This is a genomic window from Polaromonas sp. P1_H6, from assembly GCF_056405195.1.
This window is the reverse complement of sequence record NZ_JBFUCN010000004.1, coordinates 190,246-208,526: the sequence shown is the minus strand read 5'-3', so window position 1 is coordinate 208,526 and position 18,281 is coordinate 190,246. Positions and strand designations below refer to the sequence as shown.

The window sequence follows — 18,281 nt, the reverse complement described above, 5'->3', positions numbered from 1 at the left end:
AACGAAGGAGACATCTCATGAAGGGTTTTATCCAGGCAGGCCTGGCGCTTGCACTCTCGGGCGCCGGCATGGCCCATGCCGTGACCGAACTCGTGGTGGCGACGGTGAACAACGGCCACATGATCGAAATGCAGAAGCTCACGCCGGTTTTTGAAAAGGCCCATCCCGACATCAAGCTCAAATGGGTCACGCTCGAAGAGGGCACGCTGCGCCAGCGCGTCACCACCGACATTGCCACCAAGGGCGGGCAGTTCGACGTGATGACCATCGGCCTGTACGAGGCGCCGATCTGGTCGAAGAAGGGCTGGTTGCAGCCCATTGCCACCGATGCCGCTTATGACGTCGACGACCTGCTGCCCGCCATCCGTGCCGGGCTGTCGCATGAAGGCAAACTTTATGCCGCGCCGTTCTACGGTGAGAGCTCGATGCTGATGTACCGCAAGGACCTCGCCGACAAGGCCGGCTTCAAGATGCCTGATCAGCCTACCTGGGCACAGGTGAAGGAACTGGCCGGCAAGATCCACGACCCGAAAGCCGGTGTGTACGGCATGTGCCTGCGCGGCAAGCCGGGCTGGGGCGACAACATGGCCTTCCTGACCACGCTGGTCAACACCAACGGCGGCCAGTGGTTCGACATGCAGTGGAAGCCGCAGATCGACACCAAACCCTGGAAGGACGCGATCAGCTTCTACGTGGACCTGATGAAAGCCTACGGCCCGCCCGGCGCCTCGGCCAACAGCTTCAACGAAAACCTCGCGCTCTTCAATGAAGGCAAGTGCGGCATGTGGGTGGACGCCACCATCGCCGCCTCGTTCATCAGCGATCCGAAGCAGTCGAAGGTGGCCGACAAGGTAGCCTTTGCGCAGGCGCCTGTTGCCGTCACGCCCAAGGGCGCCAACTGGCTGTGGACCTGGAACCTGGCCATCCCGGCCAGCTCGACCAAGGGCGCGGCCGCCCAGACCTTCGTGAAATGGGCCACTTCCAGGGAATACATCAACCTGGTCGCCAAGGAACACGGCTGGGGCGCGGTGCCCACCGGCACGCGCAAGTCGACTTACGCAAACCCCGAGTTCCAGAAGGTCGCAAAGTTCGCCGCGGCCGAGAAAAAAGCCATCGACAGCGCCAACCTCAGCGACAGCACGCTACCCAAGTCGCCGTACGTCGGGGTGCAGTACGCGGCCATTCCCGAGTTCCAGGCCATCGGCGTGGCGGTGGGCCAGCAGATGAGCGCTGCCCTGTCGGGCAAGGTCACGGTGGACCAGGCCCTGAAGACATCGCAGACGGCCGCCGAGCGCGAGATGAAAAAAGCCGGGTATTACAAGTAATCGCAAGTAATCCCCCAGGCTGCCCACACTTCGCCCCGGGATTCACCACATGAACCGCCTCCTGCCTCGCGCACTCATGGCACCCGCAGTGCTCACGCTCTTCCTCTGGATGATCGTGCCGCTCGTGATGACCCTGTATTTCTCGTTCGTGAGCTACAACCTCATGCAACCCGGCGACCATCCGTTCGCGGGCATCGAGAACTTCCAGTACTTCATCACCGATCCGGACTTCTGGCCCGCGACCTGGAACACGCTGATGCTGATCGGCAGTGTGATTGTCATCACGGTGGTGTTCGGCGTGCTGCTCGCCTTGCTGGTGAACGAGCCATTTCCGGGGCGGGGCGTCGTGCGGGTGCTGCTTATTTCACCGTTCTTCGTCATGCCCGCGGTGAACGCGCTGCTGTGGAAGCACATGATGATGAATCCGATCTACGGCGTGCTGGCCGACCTGTGGCGCTTTTTCGGCGCGCAGCCGGTCGACTGGCTCACCGATGTGCCGCTGTTGTCGGTGATCATCATGGTGGCCTGGCAGTGGCTGCCTTTCGCCTGCCTGATCTTCATTACCTCGCTGCAGTCGCTGGACCGCGAGCAGATGGAGGCGGCGCGCATGGACGGCGCGAGTTCGTTTCAGCGTTTCTTTTATCTCATCATTCCGCATCTCGGCCGGCCGATGGCGGTGGTGATCATGATCGAGATGATCTTTCTGCTCAGCGTGTTCGCCGAAATCGCCATCACCACCAATGGCGGCCCGGGCAATGAAAGCACCAACCTCACCTACATGATCTTCAAGCAGTCGCTGATGAATTTTGACGTGGGCGTGGCATCGGCGGGTGCGTTGTTCGCGGTGGTGGTGGCCAACATCGTGGCAGTGTTCCTCATTCGCATCGTCGGCAAGAACCTCGACTAGACATGATGCATACCCTTACACAGCGGAGCAGCTGAACCATGCAACCAGGCGACTTTCTTGCGCAACTGCTTCGCACCGTGGGCGCGTGGGCCGCGGCGCTGCTGCTGTTCTTTCCGCTCGGCTGGCTGTTTCTCACGGCCTTCAAGACCGAACTCCAGGCGATTCACGTGCCGCCGCTGTTTATTTTTGAACCCACGCTCGACAACTTCAGTGAAGTGCAGCGCCGCAGCGACTACCTGCTCTATGCGCGCAACTCGCTCATCACCAGCCTGGGTTCGACCCTCATCGGGCTGTTGATCGCGGCGCCCGCGGCGTACTCAATGGCCTTCTTCCGTACGAAGAGGACGCGCGACATCCTGATGTGGATGCTTTCCACCAAGATGATGCCGGCGGTGGGCGCGCTGGTGCCGATCTATGTTCTCGCGCAGACCGCGGGCCTGCTGGATTCGCTCACCGCGCTGACCATTGTGTTCACGCTGTCGAACCTGCCGATCATGGTGTGGATGCTTTACAGCGCTTACAAGGACATTCCGAACGAAATCCTGGAAGCCGCGCGCATGGACGGCGCGAGCCTCTGGACAGAGTTCCGCCATGTCGTGCTGCCGCTGTCGGTGGGCGGCCTGGCTTCGACCGGCCTGCTGTGCCTGGTGCTGAGCTGGAACGAGGCCTTCTGGGCCCTCAACCTCAGTTCGGCCAAGGCCGGAACGCTGGCGACCTTGATCGCCTCGTATTCCAGTCCCGAAGGCCTGTTCTGGGCCAAACTCTCGGCCGCCTCGCTCATGGCGATCGCGCCCATCGTCGTGTTCGGCTGGTTCAGCCAGAAGCAGCTGGTGCAAGGCCTGACATTCGGCGCGGTGAAATGAAAGGAGTTGACTGATGGCTTATCTGGAACTCAAGAGCATCGAGAAAAGTTTCGGGGAGGCCCGGATCATTCGCGGTATCGATCTTGAAATCAACAAGGGCGAGTTCATCGTCTTCGTCGGGCCTTCGGGTTGCGGAAAGTCGACGTTGCTGCGCCTCATCGCGGGGCTGGAGCCCATCACCAAAGGCAACTTGCTGCTGGACGGCAGGGACATCACAGGGGTGCCTTCGGGCAAGCGCGACCTGGCGATGGTGTTCCAGAGCTACGCGCTCTACCCGCACATGAGCGTGTACGACAACATGTCCTTTGCGCTCAAGCTTGCGGGGGTGTCGAAAAGCGAGATCCAGGCCAAGGTCGAGCACGCGGCGAAAACGCTCAACCTTACCCAGTACCTCGGCCGCACACCGAAAGAACTGTCGGGCGGGCAGCGGCAACGCGTGGCGATTGGCCGCGCCATTGTGCGCGCGCCCAAGGTATTCCTGTTCGACGAGCCCTTGTCCAACCTGGATGCCGCGCTGCGCGGCAATACCCGCGTCGAAATCCACAAGCTCCACCGTGCGCTCGGCGCGACGACCATCTACGTCACGCATGACCAGGTCGAGGCCATGACGCTGGCCGACCGCGTGGTGGTGCTCAGGGACGGGCTGATCGAGCAGGTAGGTACGCCGCTCGAACTCTACGACCACCCGGCGAACCGGTTTGTCGCGCAGTTCATCGGCATGCCGTCGATGAACATGGTGGCGGCGGGCGCTATTCCGAGCTTCTCGGCGGCCACCGGCGGGCGCCTGCCGGGCGACGGTTTCCTGGGCGTACGGCCGGAAGGGCTGCGTGTGCATCCAAAGCAGGCCGCTGCTTCAGGGGTGCCGGGCCGCGTGGAGTTGATCGAGGCACTCGGCGCCGACACCTTGATTCACGTCGATGTGGGCGGCGTGCCGCTGATAGCGCGCCAGAACGAACGCACACCGCTGCATGCGGGTGACGACGTGGCGGTCGAACTCGACCCTTCGGTGCTTCACCTGTTCAACAGTGAAGGCCGTGCGGTGCCGGCCTGATTCCTTCCTTCTTCCCTTCCTCCCTCTTCTTTCGGGCATTCCCTTGATTCTCGCAACAGCGCCTCTTGCGCAAACTCCACCGGCTCTTTCGGAATTCACGGTGCTTCACCTTGGATTGGGTTCGTTTCATCGGGCCCACCAGGCCGCCTATCTTCAGCGGCTGATCGATGCGGGCGACACCCGTTGGTCAATAGTGGGCGCCAACATCCGGCCCGATATGGCCGAGGTGGTCGCGGCCCTGCAGGCACAGGGCGGGCGCTACACGCTGGAAACCGTATCGCCGGCCGGCGAGTACCGCTACGAACAGATCGAAGCCATCCGCGAAGTGCTTCCCTGGGAACACTCGCTGGCCGCGGTGATCTTGCGCGGTGCGGCGCCGTCCACGCGCATCGTTTCATTCACTGTGACCGAAGCAGGTTATTACCTCGACACCCATGGCAAGCTGGACCTGTCTTTCAGCGATCTCGCAGCGGACCTTGAACGCGCACGCCGCGGCGAGGCCGCGGAAGAGGGGGGCGAGGGCGTGACCATCTACGGCGCCGTCTGCGCGATCCTGCGCGCGCGCAAGGCAAGGCAGGCCGGCCCGGTAACCCTGCTCAACTGCGACAACCTGCGCCATAACGGCGAGCGCTTCCGTGACGGGCTGCGCGAGTTCATCGAACTTGCGGGCGATAGCGACCTGCTCTCGTGGGTCGGCGCCAACACCCTTTGCCCGAACGCCATGGTCGACCGCATCACGCCGCGCCCGCCGCCTGAGCTGCGCGCTCGCGTGAAGGCCGCCACGGGACGCGACGATGCGGCGGCGGTGACGGGCGAGAGCTTCATCCAGTGGGTGATCGAAGACCGGTTCGCGGCCGGGCGCCCCGACTGGGGCCGTGTGGGCGTTGAGCTGGTCGAATCGGTGCAACCCTATGAAGAGGCCAAGATCCGCATCCTCAATGCCACGCACAGCTGCATTGCCTGGGCCGGCACGCTGCTGGGGCTGGAGTTCATTCATGAAGGCACGCAGCATGCGGCGATCCGGAAAATGGCCTGGGACTACGTGACCGACGACGTGATCCCCTGCCTGAGTTCGCCTGAAGTCCCGGGCCCGATCGACCTTGCGGCCTACCGGGACGTGGTCATCGACCGCTTCGGCAACCCTTCGATCCGCGACACCAACCAGCGCGTGGCGGCCGATGGATTTTCGAAGATCCCGGGCTTCATCGCACCCACGGTGCGCGAGCGGCTTGCCATGGGGAAGCCGGTCGACAGCGTCGCGATGCTGCCTGCGCTGTTTCTCGCCTTCCTGCAGCGCTGGCATCGCGGGGAACTGCCTTATGCCTACCAGGACCAGGGCATGGACGAGGCCGTGGCGCACGCGATCTGCGGCGCTGCCGATCCGGTACTCGCGCTGTGCTCGGACGCGGCGCTGTGGGGGGCCGCCGCGGGTGATGCACGGCTCATCGAGGCCGTGCGTAGCGCGAGCGGGCGCGTGGAAAATTTTGTCAATTCGGGAGCCGCGAGATGAGCGAACGCTTGAAAAACCGCCACGTGCTGTTGACCGGCGCCGGTGGCGGCATAGGCCTGGCGGTCGCCGAGGCCTGCGTTGCCGAAGGTGCGCGTTGCAGCGTGGTCGACCGTGCGGTAACGGCGCCCGAGGCGGTGGGCGCGCTACAGCAGCGTCATCCCGGCCGGCTGGCCTACATCGCTGCGGATGTCACGGACGCCCAGGCGATTGCGCGCCTGCTCGCGGAGGCACGGGCCGCTTTGGGTCCCATCCATACGCTTTTCAACAACGCGGCCGTGTTCGACCTCGCGCCCCTGCTCGACAGCGACGAGGATTCTTTCGACAGGCTGTTTGCCGTCAACGTGAAAGGCATGTTCTTTGTCATGCAGGCCGTGCTTCGCCACATGGTCGAAGCCGGCGCGCAGGGTGCGTCGGTCATCAACATGGCCTCACAAGCCGGCCGGCGCGGCGAAGCGCTGGTGTCGCACTATTGCGCGACCAAGGCCGCGGTCATCAGCTACACCCAGAGCGCCGCACTGGCCATGGCGCCCCATGGCATTCGCGTCAACGGCATTGCCCCCGGTGTGGTCGACACGCCGATGTGGGACCATGTCGACAGCCTGTTTGCCAGGGCGGAAGGCCTGCCGCCGGGAGAAAAGAAGCGGCGCGTGGGCCTCGAAGTTCCGCTTGGCCGCATGGGTGTTCCGGCCGACATCGCGGGCGCGGCGGTATTCCTTGCCAGCGATGAGGCACGCTACATCACGGCGCAGACCCTGAATGTCGATGGTGGTAACGTCATGAGCTGATTTTCCCGGGCTTGAACGCGATGAATGACGACTTCCATCTGTATCTCGACAGCGCCGACCTGGCCGAACTGCAGGCCTGCCTCCCGCACCCGGTGGTCCACGGCGTGACAACCAATCCCACACTGCTGCGGCGTGCGGGCATAGGCCGTTCGGCCGTGCCCGGCTTGCTGGCGCGTTGCATCGACCTGGGCGCGCGGCAGGTGCAGGCGCAGGTGTATTCGAGCGAGGTCGACGGCATGCTCGAAGACGCGCAAGAATTGCTGTCGCACTTCGACCGGGGCCAATTGGTCGTGAAGATTCCCGCCACCCGCCAGGGCCTTGATGCCGGCGCGCGGCTTATCGCGCAAGGTGTTCCTGTCACGTGGACGGCTGTCTATGCGCCCGAGCAGGCGCACTTTGCCGCACAGCTGGGCGCGGCGTATGCGGCACCCTACCTGGGACGGCTCGAGGACGCCGGTGCCGGCGGCTTGGCGCTGATCGCGCAGATGCAGGCGTTGGTGGCGCGGCGGGCTTCGTCCGGCACCCGCCTGCTGGTGGCGAGCGTCCGCTCCCGCGAGGCCTACCTTTCCTTGCTGGGGCTGGGTGTGGGGGCCATCACGATTCCGCCGCGCCTCTTCGCGGAATTGCTCGATCATCCCGCCACGCTGGCTGCCGAGCGCGGATTCCTGGCCGACGCCGGCGCCTTGCCTTGACCGAGAATCCACCATGCGCATTGCAATCACGGGCGAGGCCCTTATCGATTTCACCGCCGGCGAGGCCGGCACGCTGGCCTTCCTGGGCCATGAGGGCGGCTCGCCGCTCAACACGGCCGTCGCCTGTGCCCGCCTCGGGCAGCCCACCGGTTTCCTCACGCAGCTGTCGACCGACCTGTTCGGCGAACGATTGATGGGGTTTCTCGAACGCAACGGTGTGGACACCCGCTTCATCCTGCGCAGCCATGCGCCGTCAACCCTGGCCTTCGTCGAGCGCACACCGCAGACCAACCGCTATGCCTTCTATACGCGCGGCAGCGCCGACGCGACCTGGGCGCCTGAGCCGCTGCCGCAGTTGCCGGCCGACTGCCGCTTTCTCCACTTCGGTTCGATCGCACTCCTGCAGGAGCCTGCCGCCACGCGCATCACCGATCTGATGGCCGCCAACGCCGGGCGCCGTGTGATCGTGTTGGATCCCAACGTGCGGCCCAGCCTGATTCCCGACATGGTGGCCTACCGTGCGCGTGCCATGGGCTGGTTTGCGATGGCCGACCTGGTCAAGCTCAGCGACGAAGATGCCGAACTGCTGGCGCCCGGCAGGGCTGCCGACGCACTGGCGGCGGATTGCCTGCAAGCTGGCGCGCGCGCGGTGATCGTCACGCGCGGCGCCGGCGGCGCCACGCTCTGGCGCACCGGGCACGAAGCGCTTGCCGTGGCGGCGCCGAGCGTCAAGGTGATCGACACCATAGGCGCGGGCGACACCTTTACGGCCGGGCTCTCGGTTTCGCTGCTTGCGCATGGCGTCGAACACCCGGCCCAGCTCGGTGAGCTGGGCGACGGTGCATGGCGCGAAGTGATGCGCTTCGCCGCCATGGCGGCCGCACTGAACTGCACCCGCGAAGGCGCCGATCCACCCACGCTGGAAGCCGTTCGCGCCGCGCTCCCGCGGGAGGACAATGAGGCCCTTGCTCCCCGGTCCTGATACAGGCTGCCATGACCACGTCCACATCCAGACGCGCTATACCCCGCCAGCGCCAACCCGAGCTGGAGCGCGACATCGCGCGCTCTCCCTTGCTGGGCTACGAGGCCCCTGAAACCGGCCTGGTGCGCTGCCTTGCACACGGCTTTCCGAGCCCGCTGGTGCGCTGGCATTTTCATGAAGAGTATGAACTGCACCTGATCACCGAGACCTCGGGCAAGGCCTTTGTCGGCGACTGGATAGGGCCGTTCCAGCCCGGCCATCTGGTGCTGTGCGGCCCGCGGCTGCCGCACAACTGGATTTCGCTCGACGTGCCCGAAGGCGGTGCCGCGGGACGCGACCGGGTAATCCAGTTCCACCACGAACCCATCGAACGCGCGGCGGCCGGGATTCCCGAGCTGCGCGAGGTGATGCAATTGCTCGAACGGGCGCGCCACGGCATCGAATTTTTTGGCCTGTCGCAACAGGCGCAAATGCACTGGGACAACATCAAGGCCGCGCGCGGGGTGCGCCGCCTCGGCCGATTCTTTGAGTTCATGGCCGACCTGGCGCAATGGACGGACTACCGGCTGCTGTCGAGCGTACAGATGCAAGGGGCGCAGGGCGCCGATGGCGATGCGCAGGTCGACCAGATCAACGGCATCGTCAACCGCATGACCGCCAACCTGGCGGAGCCGATCTCGATGTCGGCCGTGGCGGCCGAACTCGGCATGAGTGAAAGCCGTTTCAGCCGCTTCTTCCAGCGTTCCACCGGCAACAGCTTTACCGACTTCGTCAACCGCGTGCGCATCAACAGCGCCTGCCACATGCTGATGCAGACCGACCACAAGGTCACCGACATCTGTTACCAGGTCGGGTTCAACAATGTGGCGAACTTCAACCGGCGTTTCCTGGAGATCAAGGGCATGACGCCCACCGAGTTCAGGCGCCAGGCCGATGGCCGATTCGGCCGGCCAGCCTGATTTTCCCGGTTATCCCCGCTTCTCCGGCAGGCGTGGAATCAAAACTGGTAGCCCAGCTGCACCGTGAAGCAGTTGGGGTCCAGCCTCACGTCAATCGTCTGGCCGGTGCTCAGCGTACCGCGCGTCTTGAGCAGGGTCTTGGTGTAGCTGCCTTCCACAAACCATTTCTCGGTGAGCTTGTAGACCCCCCCTATCTGAAAGGATGGGGCCAGCTTGGATTTGAAGGACACCCCGGTGGGCGGGCCGCCGGGGTTGGTCAGCGCGGTCAGCAGGGCGCTGCCTTTTTCCTTGTAAAACCGCACGTAGGACAGGCCGGCGCCCAGGTAGGGCCGGAAGCTGGCGTTGGCCTCGAAGAAGCGGTACTGGCCTATCAACGTGATCGGCAAGGCCTTGGTTTCTGCCACCTTGCCGAAACCCGCGAGCACGCCGTCGCCGGTGACGTCATGCCGGAATCCCAGGCCCAGCGGCAGGTGCAGGTTCAGGTGGTCGGTGATCATGTAATTCACCGCGCCTGTCAGCCGGGTGTCGTTGCTGACGCCGACGCGCACATTCGGTATGTTGCCCGTGAGGCTGTCGCTGTCCACCGAAGGTTTGATGCGCGTGACGCCGGCCGAGAGGGACCAGGTGCCGGCCTGCTGCGCGAAAACGGGGAGGGCGAAGGCAGCAGCCATGAGGGCCGCGGCAATCAGGTGGGGTCTGGAAAGAGTCATGGGCTGGTGACCGTTGTGGCGTTTTGGAGGGTTCATCCAGTGGATCGATGCGTCTCATGGTAGCGGCAAGCGCCGGTAAGCGCTGCCTTCCGCGTGGTTTTAAGGGGCGTGGGTGAAGCGCAGACGCAACGCCCTGGCCAATTGAAAACGTTCTTCGTACAAGGTTTGTACGGATGCGGACAAAGCGGCTTGCGCGCCCCAAAATCGGCCGCTGCCCCGGTCCCGGCCGGCCGCGGTAGCCCTGCGGGACGGGCCGCATTATCATGCGGCAGGGAATTCACCCTGTTTACACCTTGTGAGGAGGATCACTGTCATGAATTTCGGCCAAGCCATCTCCACCTGTTTTTCCAAATACGTCACTTTTACCGGCCGGGCATCGCGGCCGGAGTTCTGGTGGTTCTTCCTGTTCCAGATCATCGTCCTGATCGTCACCGGCATGATCAGCAACATCCTGTACGGCATCGCCGCGCTGGCGATGCTGTTGCCGGCAATCGCGGTGGGCGTGCGGCGCCTGCATGACATCGGCAAGACCGGCTGGCTGATGCTGATCGGCCTGATCCCGCTGGTCAACCTGCTGCTGCTGTACTGGTGCGTGCAGCCCTCGGAAGGCCCCAACCAGTATGACGAAGGCGCCGCACCCGCGGCACCCGCCGAGCAATAAAAAAAGGGCCGCGAAAGCGGCCCTTTTTGATGGAGCGAGAAGCTCAGGCAGGCATTACATGCCCATGTCGCCCATGCCGCCCATACCACCCATGCCGCCTGGCATGCCGCCGCCGGCGCCGGACTCTTCCTTCGGAGCCTCGGCAATCATGGCTTCGGTCGTCAGCATCAGGGATGCGACGGAGGCTGCGTTCTGCAGTGCGGTGCGGGTGACCTTCGTGGGATCCAGGATACCCATTTCGATCATGTCGCCGTAGGTGTCGTTGGCGGCGTTGAAACCGTAGTTGCCCTTGCCGGCCAGCACGGCGTTCACGACCACAGAGGCTTCGCCGCCTGCGTTGTAAACGATTTCGCGCAGGGGGGCTTCGATGGCGCGCAGCACCAGCTTGATACCGGCGTCCTGGTCAGGATTGTCGCCGGCGATCTTGCCTGCAGCCTGCTTGGCGCGCAGCAGCGCCACGCCGCCGCCGGCCACGATGCCTTCTTCCACGGCAGCGCGGGTAGCGTGCAGTGCGTCTTCAACGCGGGCCTTCTTTTCCTTCATTTCGACTTCGGTGGCAGCGCCGACCTTGATCACGGCAACACCGCCGGCCAGCTTGGCCACGCGCTCTTGCAGTTTTTCACGGTCGTAGTCGCTGGTCGCTTCTTCGATCTGGACACGGACTTGCTTGACGCGTGCTTCGATGTCGGCAGCGGCGCCGGAACCGTCGATGATGATGGTGTTTTCTTTGCCCACTTCGATGCGCTTGGCCTGGCCGAGGTCTGCCAGCGTCACTTTTTCGAGCGACATGCCGACTTCTTCAGCGATGACCTTGCCGCCGGTCAGGCAGGCGATGTCTTCCAGCATGGCTTTGCGGCGGTCGCCGAAGCCGGGGGCCTTCACAGCCACAACCTTCAGGATGCCGCGCAGGGTGTTCACCACCAAAGTTGCCAGGGCTTCGCCTTCGACTTCTTCGGCAATGATCAGCAGCGGACGGCCGGCCTTGGCGACTTGTTCCAGGGTAGGCAGCAGGTCACGGATGTTGCTGATCTTCTTGTCGTAGAGCAGAACAAAGGGGTTGTCCAGCAGTGCGGACTGCTTTTCAGGGTTGTTGATGAAGTAAGGGGAGAGGTAGCCGCGGTCGAACTGCATGCCTTCGACGACGTCGAGTTCGTTTTGCAGGGACTTGCCGTCTTCGACGGTGATCACGCCTTCTTTACCAACCTTGTCCATCGCGTCGGCAATGATCTTGCCGATGGATTCGTCGGAGTTGGCCGAGATCGAGCCGACCTGGGCGATTTCTTTCGACGTGGTGGTGGGCTTGGAAGCCTTCTTGAGCTCTTCGGTCAGGGCCAGCACGGCCTTGTCGATACCGCGCTTCAGGTCCATCGGGTTCATGCCGGCGGCAACGTACTTCATGCCTTCGCGGACGATGGCTTGTGCCAGAACGGTGGCGGTGGTGGTGCCGTCGCCGGCGTTGTCGGAGGTCTTGGAAGCGACTTCCTTGACCATCTGCGCGCCCATGTTCTGCAGCTTGTCCTTCAGTTCGATTTCCTTGGCGACGGACACACCGTCCTTGGTCACCGTGGGGGCGCCGAACGAGCGCTCCAGAACCACGTTACGGCCTTTGGGGCCCAGGGTTACCTTGACGGCGTTGGCCAGGATGTTCACACCCTCGACCATGCGTGCGCGGGCTTCGCCGCCGAAAATGACGTCTTTTGCTGCCATGATTAATTCTCCAGATTCAGTTAATTAAGGATTTGGGGTGGGTGAGAAATTACTTCTCGACCACTGCAAACAAATCTTCTTCTTTCATGACGAGCAGTTCGTCGCCGTCGACCTTGACGGTCTGGCCGCTGTATTTGCCGAACAGCACGCGGTCGCCGACTTTCACGCCCACGGGGCTCAGTTCGCCCTTGTCGTTTTTCTTGCCTGGGCCAACGGCCAGCACTTCGCCTTGATCAGGCTTTTCAGCGGCGCTGTCAGGAATGACGATGCCGGAAGCGGTTTTGGTTTCGTTTTCCACGCGTTTGACGATCACGCGGTCGTGCAAAGGACGAAGTTTCATGAGAGCTCCTTGTTTGAGAACACTGGTTTTGGGAATCAAAAAGCACCCGGCTGGAAGTGGGTGCTTGTTAACTTTGGTGGGATTGATCGGGCTTTGTTAGCACTCAATACCATCGAGTGCTAATCATAGGGGCAATTGGGGTCCATTTCAAGGCAAGGGCCGGAAAACCTGCTTTTTGGGGTGGCGGCGGGTGTTGCGGAGCGCCGTTGGGCCAGATTCCGTCAAAACCGGCCCGTTTGGCGACCGCGGTCACACGGCACTGCGCGCCTTGCTGGGCGCGTGGCCGATGACGCGCTTGAACGCCCGGCTGAAGGAGGCCTCGGAGTCGTAACCCAGCCGGTCGGCGGCCGTGGTGACACGCATTCCGTCCTGCGCGATCCAGTTGCGGGCCTGGAACATGCGGATGCGGGCCACGTACCGGGCAGGGCTCTCGCCCACCGACTCCTTGAAAGCCTGGGCAAAACGTGACCGCGATGCGCCCATGATGTTCGCCAGTTCCGGCACGCTCCAATCCTGCTCCGGCGTCGCATGGATGGCGGCCAGCACCTTGCCCACGCCGGGCGAGCGCAGCGCCGCGATCCAGCCAGTCGAGTTGCTGCAGGCGCATTCGACCCAGGCGCGGATGATGGTCGCGGCGAGCACATCGGCCATGCGGGCCAGGATGCCGCAGGCACCCATGCGGTTGAGCGAGGCTTCTCGCTCCATCGCCTCGAGCAGCATGGGCACGCCCGGGTCGCGCTGCGCCAGGTCGCCGGCGCGGATCACCCCCGGCATCATGGCCAGCAAGGGGTGCTGGGAGTCGAGGTTGAACTTCATGGTGCCGCAGAACATGACATGGGACGGTGCTTGCGCCGCGGGCGCTCCGTCCCGCAACAGATAGATATCGTCCGCGACCCGCTCACGATCGAAGGTCGCGAGGGCCACCGGCGGAACCTCGGGTGAACTGGCCAAGGTGTGGGCCGTGCCGCGCGGCAGCAGCACCGCGTCACCGGCCTTCAGTTCCATCCACCCGGACGGCTCTGTGTATAGCCAGCAATCTCCGCTGCCGACGAAATGAAAACGCGCGGTGGCTTGCGCTCCAAAGGAAATCGCCCACGGCGCGTGCATCAGGCAGCGGCCGTACTCGACACCATCCAGGCGCAGGCCCAGCAGGACCTGGGTGAGGGGATCGGGCCCCGCGGCGGGCGGGCCTGCGCCTTCATGAGGGGGCTGAACGACGGGCGTGAAAGTTCTGGAGGAATCGTCAAGCATTTCGGCTCTTTCGCCATGGAAATGTGTCGATGCTAGGCCTAAGCTGGTCACCCTGTCCTCAACAAGGCTTCATATCTCATGCCATCCAATTCCTCTTCTGCCTGCCTGGATCCGCTGGCTGCCGGCGCAGGCCCTGCCAACAATTCATCCGGCGAGGCCGCCGCTCTCTGGCCGGCGGTCGCCTCACTTTCCCTCGGCGGGGGGGGGGGGGGGCCCCCGCGCCGACCATCCCGCTGTTGACGGCGCACTTCGACCGCAAGCGGGTGCTGCTGACGCTCACTGCCCTTCTGCTGGTGTCCAACCTGCTGGCGGCGACGGCCGGCTCGCTCGCGGTGCTGCTGTTCGCGCGCGTGGTGCTCGGCATCGCGCTCGGCGGGTTCTGGTCGATGGCGGCGGCGCTGGCCATGCGCCTGGTGCCGGAGCGGCTTTTCCCGCGCGCCATGTCGCTGGTGTTGACTGGTGTCTCCATTGCCACCGTCTGCGCGGCGCCGGTCGGCGCCTGGATGGGCAGTTTGTGGGGATGGCGCAGCGCTTTTGTCGCGGCAGGCGTCGTCGGCGTGCTGGCTTTCCTTGTGCAGCTGGCCGCGTTGCCGGCGCTGCCGCCACGCGACAAGGCCAGTTTGAAGGGCCTGCGCGACCTGCTTACGCGGGGGCCGGTGCGCATTGCGCTGCTGGCGGTGCTGCTGGTGATATCCGGCCACTTCGCGGGCTTCACCTACATCCGGCCCGTGCTGGAAGACGTGACGAAGTTGTCGGTGGCGGCGATTTCCGCCGTGCTGCTGGGCTACGGCATCGGCGGCTTCTTCGGCAACTTTGCGGGGGGCTGGCTGGCGGGGCGCAGCGAACGCTACGCGATCGTCGCCGGCAGCGGGTTGATAGCCCTGCTGGCGGCTGCGCTGCTCATCGGCGGCAGCTCTACCGTGGTCACCGCCGTGGCCGTGGCGCTGTGGGGCTTCGCGTTCGGCGCATTCCCGGTCGGCTTCCAGACCTGGATCGTGCGTGCCGCACCCGACCAGGCGGAGGCCGCCGGCGGCCTGCTGGTGGCGGCCTTCCAGATCGCCATTGCCACGGGCGCCATCGCAGGCGGCCTCATCGTTGACCGGACAGGCGCGCTGGGAGCCCCCGCATTCGCCATGGTGGCGGTGGTGCTGGGCGGCCTGCTGGCATGGCGACGCGGCCCCGGATCCGGCCGCGGCTGAATCACGGAGGCGAACGTGACCCAGCCAAAACCAGATTCCGGCACCAATCGGCGCATCACATTGGCGGCGCACCCGCGCGGCCTGCCTGTTGCGTCCGACTTCCATCTCGTGACTGAGCCAGTGCCGCGCCCGGGCGAAGGCCAGGTGCTGTTGCGAACACAGTTCCTTTCGCTGGACCCGTACATGCGCAACCTGATGGACAGCATCGGGCCCGGATACGCGCCTCCCGTTCCGCTTGGCGGCACCATGCCGGGCGGCACCGTCAGCCGCGTCGTGGCGTCCAGGCATCCCCAGTACCGCGCGGGGGATCTCGTGCTCGCCAACGCCGGCTGGCAGGACTATTCCGTCAGCGATGGGGGCGACCTGCAGGCGATCGGTGAGATGGCCCGTCCCTCCCTGGCGCTGGGCGCACTCGGAATGCCGGGCTTCACGGCCCATGTCGGCCTGCTCGACATCGGCCAGCCCAGGGCCGGCGAAACCGTGGTTGTCGCGGCGGCCACCGGCGCGGTGGGCGCCATGGTCGGCCAGATCGCGAAACTCAAGGGCGCTCGCGTCGTCGGCATCGCCGGCGGTGACGACAAGTGCCGGCAGGCCGTCGACGACCTGGGCTTTGATGCCTGCGTCGACAGGCACGGGTCCTTATTTGCGGGACAGCTTGCCGCCGCATGCCCGGCGGGCATTGACGTGTATTTTGAGAACGTCGGCGGTGAGGTGTTGTCGGCAGTCCTTCCCCTGCTCAATATCGGCGCACGCATGCCGGTGTGCGGCTTTGTCGCGCATTACAACGACTCGGCCAGCTCACCCGGCGCCAACCAGCTGCCGCAGTTCCTGGCCGCCATCCTGCAGAAGCGGGTGCGGGTGCAGGGCTTCATCATCCTTGACCACTATGGCGCACGCTTTGACGTGTTCCGCCGCGAAATGGGCGAATGGGTTGGCAGTGGACAGGTCAAGGCGGTGGAGCATGTTGTCGATGGCCTGCTGGAAGCGCCTGCTGCCCTGTCGGACCTGCTGCAGGGCCGGCACTCAGGCAAGGTCGTTGTGCGCCTGGAGGCCTAGCTGCGGAGGCGGCGGATTGCGTTGGAAATGTGCGCCGCGAAAACGAGGGGCTGGTGCCAGCCGAATCGAGCTTGTCCTACACGGAATTCCTCTCCCGCTGACGACTTGTTACCCCCGCCGCCCCCTAAAGTCGAAATTCATCCACTCCGGGCCCAATGGGCAGCAAGATGTTTCTAGACAGTTTTCCACGCGAAGAAGCACAGGACAGCCGCGGCTTGCGTCCGGCGCGCGAAGCGGCGGCCGAACCGGCGGCCGAACCGGCCAAGTCCCGCCATCCTTGGCCTTTTCCGGTGTCCGGCAAGCAGGTCGGCGTGCCTGCGGCGCCGGCGCGACCGCAAGCCGGTGCGTCAGGATCCATCCCGGCCGGCAGCAGTTTTGTCACCTGATGGATTCCATGGAATTCGCCACTTCTGTGTCCGGGAGAGGGAAATGAGCAGCAGATCCAGTCCGGAGCCGGGGAACCGGCGGACCGGCGGTACAAAGACCCCTGCGGGCCCGCCCCGCAAGAAGGCTTCGGATGAATTCGGCAAGGAGGGCACCAACAAAACCCTTCCCCAGCCCAAGGCCGATGGCGAACCGTCCGAAGAACTGGGCAACACCCCGCATATCGGGAAGACGCCTTACACGCGCGGCTGAATTTGTTCAGCGGTGGCCGGCCTCACCCCTGGTGCGCCGCCTTGCGCAGCACCGTCAGGGGCAGCGTGGCCGCGATGGTCGTGCCCTGGGTGGCGTTGATGTCAAGGCGCCCGCCCGAGGCTTCCACCCGGTGGCGCATGCCCTGCAGGCCATGGCTTGAGGCCTGGACGGCCAGCGGGTCGAAACCCCGGCCGTCATCGTGGACCGTCACCACGATGTAGTCCTTGTAGCTCAGCAGGTTGATGTCCACGTTCTGCGCCTGCGCATAGCGGGCGATATTGGTCAGCGCTTCCTGCACCAGCCGGTAAACCGTCAGCTGGATGGTTTCGTCCAGGGCCGCGGGCTCAAGGTTGGTGGCGATGCTCAGGCCCGAACGCTGGGCGAATTCGCGCGTCAGGATTTCCAGGGCCGGCACCAGCCCGAGATTGGACAGTGAGGAAGGCCGAAGGTCTTCAATGATGCGCCGCTTCAGGGTGATGCCGCTGTTGAGCGTTTCGATCAGGTGCTCGATGCGGGCGGGCAGGTCGCCGTTGTCGCCGGAAAGCTTGGCCTTGATGCGCGCGACGTCGAGCTTGGCCGCCGTGAGCAGGGCGCCGAGTTCGTCGTGCAGTTCGCGCGCCAGGTGGCCTTTTTCTTCTTCCCGGATCTGCTGCAGGTGGGTGGCCAGTTCGGCCAGGCGGCTGGTGCGTTCCCTGATCTGGACGCCCAGCAGGTCGCGCTCGGCCTGCAAGGCCAGCTGCTGGCGCTGCCCGGCCTGCTCCAATGCGGCCGTCTGGCGCAGATACAGCCAGAAGGCGATAAAAGCGACGCTTGCCACCAGGGTGATGCCTATACGCGTCAGCAGCAGGGAGTGCCGGACTTCCGTGTAGCCGTTGGTGGTCTCCTGGTTGGTCTCGGTGACCAGCCGGGCGGCGCCGTTGCGGATGATGTCCATTTGCTCCTTGCCCACCTCCGTGGTCAGGACAAAGCGCCAGGCATCGTCCTTGCCCTCGTTCTTCATGCGGATGGACAGGTCCATTTCGGCCAGCTTGCGCTGCACCGTCCGCCCCAGCGTCGACAGCGTGTCGACCTGGTCCTTGCGCATGGCGAGCAACTCGCGCAGCTGATCCTGCGTCTGGCTGATGTCCGCGATGGCGGCCTTGTAGGGCTCCAGGTACATGGTGTCGCCGGTCAACAGGTAGCCGCGCTGCCCGGTTTCCGCGTCGAGCACATCGCGCAGCAGCCGCTGCACATGGCTGCGCGCGACGTGGGCCTTGGCCACTTCGTCCATCGCCTCCATGGATCGGAGGTACGACAGCTCGCTGATGCCGATCAGCGTGAGCACGGCGACCAGGGCACAGGCGATGTTGACGGCCATTTTGTGGGGAGTGCTTCGCATGGGAGCTTTCGTGGAAGTTCTCGAATGGTGCCGCCGGCCGGCGCACGCTGCCCAAAATTGTGGAGGCCGGCCCTCTCGGCAAGGCATGAAAAAGCCACCCGGAGGTGGCTCTATGGTGCCGGTATTCGGCAAGGTGCGGCGTAGGACGCCGCGCCTTGCCGCCGGTCTTGTTGTGTGGGGCTTACAGGCCCGCCGCCGCACGCAACGCAGCTGCCTTGTGGTGACCGCATCACATTGCTGCGCAATACGAGCGGTCCCCAAAGCTCAAG

At 64.5% G+C, this 18,281-nt stretch carries 18 protein-coding genes and 1 pseudogene; 14 read left to right on the top strand and 5 right to left on the bottom strand.

Translation table 11 applies throughout. The annotated features are described in order from the left end of the window. Positions 1 to 17: 17 nt before the first annotated feature. The 9 genes from AC1D1F_RS05825 to AC1D1F_RS05785 all read left to right on the top strand — a co-directional run bounded on the left by AC1D1F_RS05825 (position 18) and on the right by AC1D1F_RS05785 (position 9,074). Positions 18 to 1,325 carry an ABC transporter substrate-binding protein gene (locus AC1D1F_RS05825; protein WP_477697168.1) on the top strand — a complete coding sequence of 436 codons (1,308 nt, stop codon included), beginning with the start codon at positions 18 to 20 and terminating at the stop codon, positions 1,323 to 1,325. A gap of 49 nt (positions 1,326 to 1,374) precedes the next feature. After that, positions 1,375 to 2,232 (top strand): carbohydrate ABC transporter permease, encoded by an 858-nt coding sequence (locus tag AC1D1F_RS05820; RefSeq protein WP_477697167.1) that lies wholly within the window; start codon positions 1,375 to 1,377, stop codon positions 2,230 to 2,232. Between the two features lie 38 nt (positions 2,233 to 2,270). Continuing rightward, positions 2,271 to 3,095, top strand: coding sequence for a carbohydrate ABC transporter permease (locus AC1D1F_RS05815; protein ID WP_477652393.1), 825 nt, complete (start codon positions 2,271 to 2,273; stop codon positions 3,093 to 3,095). 13 nt (positions 3,096 to 3,108) lie between these two features. Next, positions 3,109 to 4,146 (top strand): ABC transporter ATP-binding protein, encoded by a 1,038-nt coding sequence (locus AC1D1F_RS05810; RefSeq protein ID WP_477697166.1) that lies wholly within the window; start codon positions 3,109 to 3,111, stop codon positions 4,144 to 4,146. A gap of 100 nt (positions 4,147 to 4,246) precedes the next feature. Beyond that, entirely contained in the window at positions 4,247 to 5,656 is a 1,410-nt protein-coding gene (dalD, locus tag AC1D1F_RS05805) for a D-arabinitol 4-dehydrogenase (protein WP_477697165.1), read from the top strand. Then, positions 5,653 to 6,441 (top strand): L-iditol 2-dehydrogenase, encoded by a 789-nt coding sequence (locus AC1D1F_RS05800; protein ID WP_477677729.1) that lies wholly within the window; start codon positions 5,653 to 5,655, stop codon positions 6,439 to 6,441. The genes dalD and AC1D1F_RS05800 overlap by 4 nt, the downstream gene beginning before the upstream one ends. 20 nt (positions 6,442 to 6,461) lie before the next feature. Further along, positions 6,462 to 7,133, top strand: coding sequence for a transaldolase family protein (locus AC1D1F_RS05795; protein WP_477697172.1), 672 nt, complete (start codon positions 6,462 to 6,464; stop codon positions 7,131 to 7,133). A gap of 13 nt (positions 7,134 to 7,146) precedes the next feature. Next, positions 7,147 to 8,115 carry a carbohydrate kinase family protein gene (locus tag AC1D1F_RS05790; protein WP_477700669.1) on the top strand — a complete coding sequence of 323 codons (969 nt, stop codon included), beginning with the start codon at positions 7,147 to 7,149 and terminating at the stop codon, positions 8,113 to 8,115. Positions 8,116 to 8,126: 11 nt separating this feature from the next. Next, on the top strand, positions 8,127 to 9,074 hold the full coding sequence (locus tag AC1D1F_RS05785) for an AraC family transcriptional regulator (RefSeq protein ID WP_477677726.1): 948 nt from the start codon (positions 8,127 to 8,129) through the stop codon (positions 9,072 to 9,074). A 38-nt stretch (positions 9,075 to 9,112) separates the two neighbouring features. Here AC1D1F_RS05785 and AC1D1F_RS05780 read toward each other — a convergent pair whose 3' ends face one another. After that, on the bottom strand, positions 9,113 to 9,784 hold the full coding sequence (locus AC1D1F_RS05780) for an OmpW/AlkL family protein (RefSeq protein ID WP_477697104.1): 672 nt from the start codon (positions 9,782 to 9,784) through the stop codon (positions 9,113 to 9,115). 313 nt (positions 9,785 to 10,097) lie between these two features. Here AC1D1F_RS05780 and AC1D1F_RS05775 point away from each other — a divergent pair, with 313 nt between their 5' ends. Continuing rightward, positions 10,098 to 10,445 (top strand): DUF805 domain-containing protein, encoded by a 348-nt coding sequence (locus AC1D1F_RS05775; RefSeq protein ID WP_477652401.1) that lies wholly within the window; start codon positions 10,098 to 10,100, stop codon positions 10,443 to 10,445. 54 nt (positions 10,446 to 10,499) lie between these two features. On the opposite strand, the gene groL is transcribed toward AC1D1F_RS05775, so the two are convergent. The 3 genes from groL to AC1D1F_RS05760 all read right to left on the bottom strand — a co-directional run bounded on the left by groL (position 10,500) and on the right by AC1D1F_RS05760 (position 13,743). Further along, entirely contained in the window at positions 10,500 to 12,152 is a 1,653-nt protein-coding gene (groL, locus tag AC1D1F_RS05770) for a chaperonin GroEL (RefSeq protein ID WP_411877453.1), read from the bottom strand. 49 nt (positions 12,153 to 12,201) lie between these two features. Beyond that, a complete protein-coding gene (locus AC1D1F_RS05765) occupies positions 12,202 to 12,492 on the bottom strand; it encodes a co-chaperone GroES (protein WP_007872916.1) in 291 nt (96 codons plus the stop codon). A 249-nt stretch (positions 12,493 to 12,741) separates the two neighbouring features. Next, entirely contained in the window at positions 12,742 to 13,743 is a 1,002-nt protein-coding gene (locus AC1D1F_RS05760) for an AraC family transcriptional regulator (protein WP_477677723.1), read from the bottom strand. A 78-nt stretch (positions 13,744 to 13,821) separates the two neighbouring features. On the opposite strand from AC1D1F_RS05760, the pseudogene AC1D1F_RS05755 reads away from it, so the two are divergent. The 4 genes and pseudogenes from AC1D1F_RS05755 to AC1D1F_RS05740 all read left to right on the top strand — a co-directional run bounded on the left by AC1D1F_RS05755 (position 13,822) and on the right by AC1D1F_RS05740 (position 16,634). After that, positions 13,822 to 14,942 (top strand): annotated as a pseudogene (locus AC1D1F_RS05755) (MFS transporter). Positions 14,943 to 14,957: 15 nt separating this feature from the next. Continuing rightward, complete coding sequence (locus AC1D1F_RS05750) at positions 14,958 to 15,998, top strand: NADP-dependent oxidoreductase (RefSeq protein ID WP_477679168.1); 1,041 nt, start codon at positions 14,958 to 14,960, stop codon at positions 15,996 to 15,998. A 167-nt stretch (positions 15,999 to 16,165) separates the two neighbouring features. Continuing rightward, positions 16,166 to 16,384, top strand: a complete 219-nt coding sequence (locus AC1D1F_RS05745) for a hypothetical protein (protein ID WP_477700668.1) — start codon at positions 16,166 to 16,168, stop codon at positions 16,382 to 16,384. 43 nt (positions 16,385 to 16,427) lie between these two features. Beyond that, complete coding sequence (locus AC1D1F_RS05740) at positions 16,428 to 16,634, top strand: hypothetical protein (RefSeq protein ID WP_477697102.1); 207 nt, start codon at positions 16,428 to 16,430, stop codon at positions 16,632 to 16,634. 22 nt (positions 16,635 to 16,656) lie between these two features. On the opposite strand, the gene AC1D1F_RS05735 is transcribed toward AC1D1F_RS05740, so the two are convergent. Next, positions 16,657 to 18,012 (bottom strand): sensor histidine kinase, encoded by a 1,356-nt coding sequence (locus AC1D1F_RS05735; protein WP_477677057.1) that lies wholly within the window; start codon positions 18,010 to 18,012, stop codon positions 16,657 to 16,659. Positions 18,013 to 18,281 lie beyond the last annotated feature (269 nt).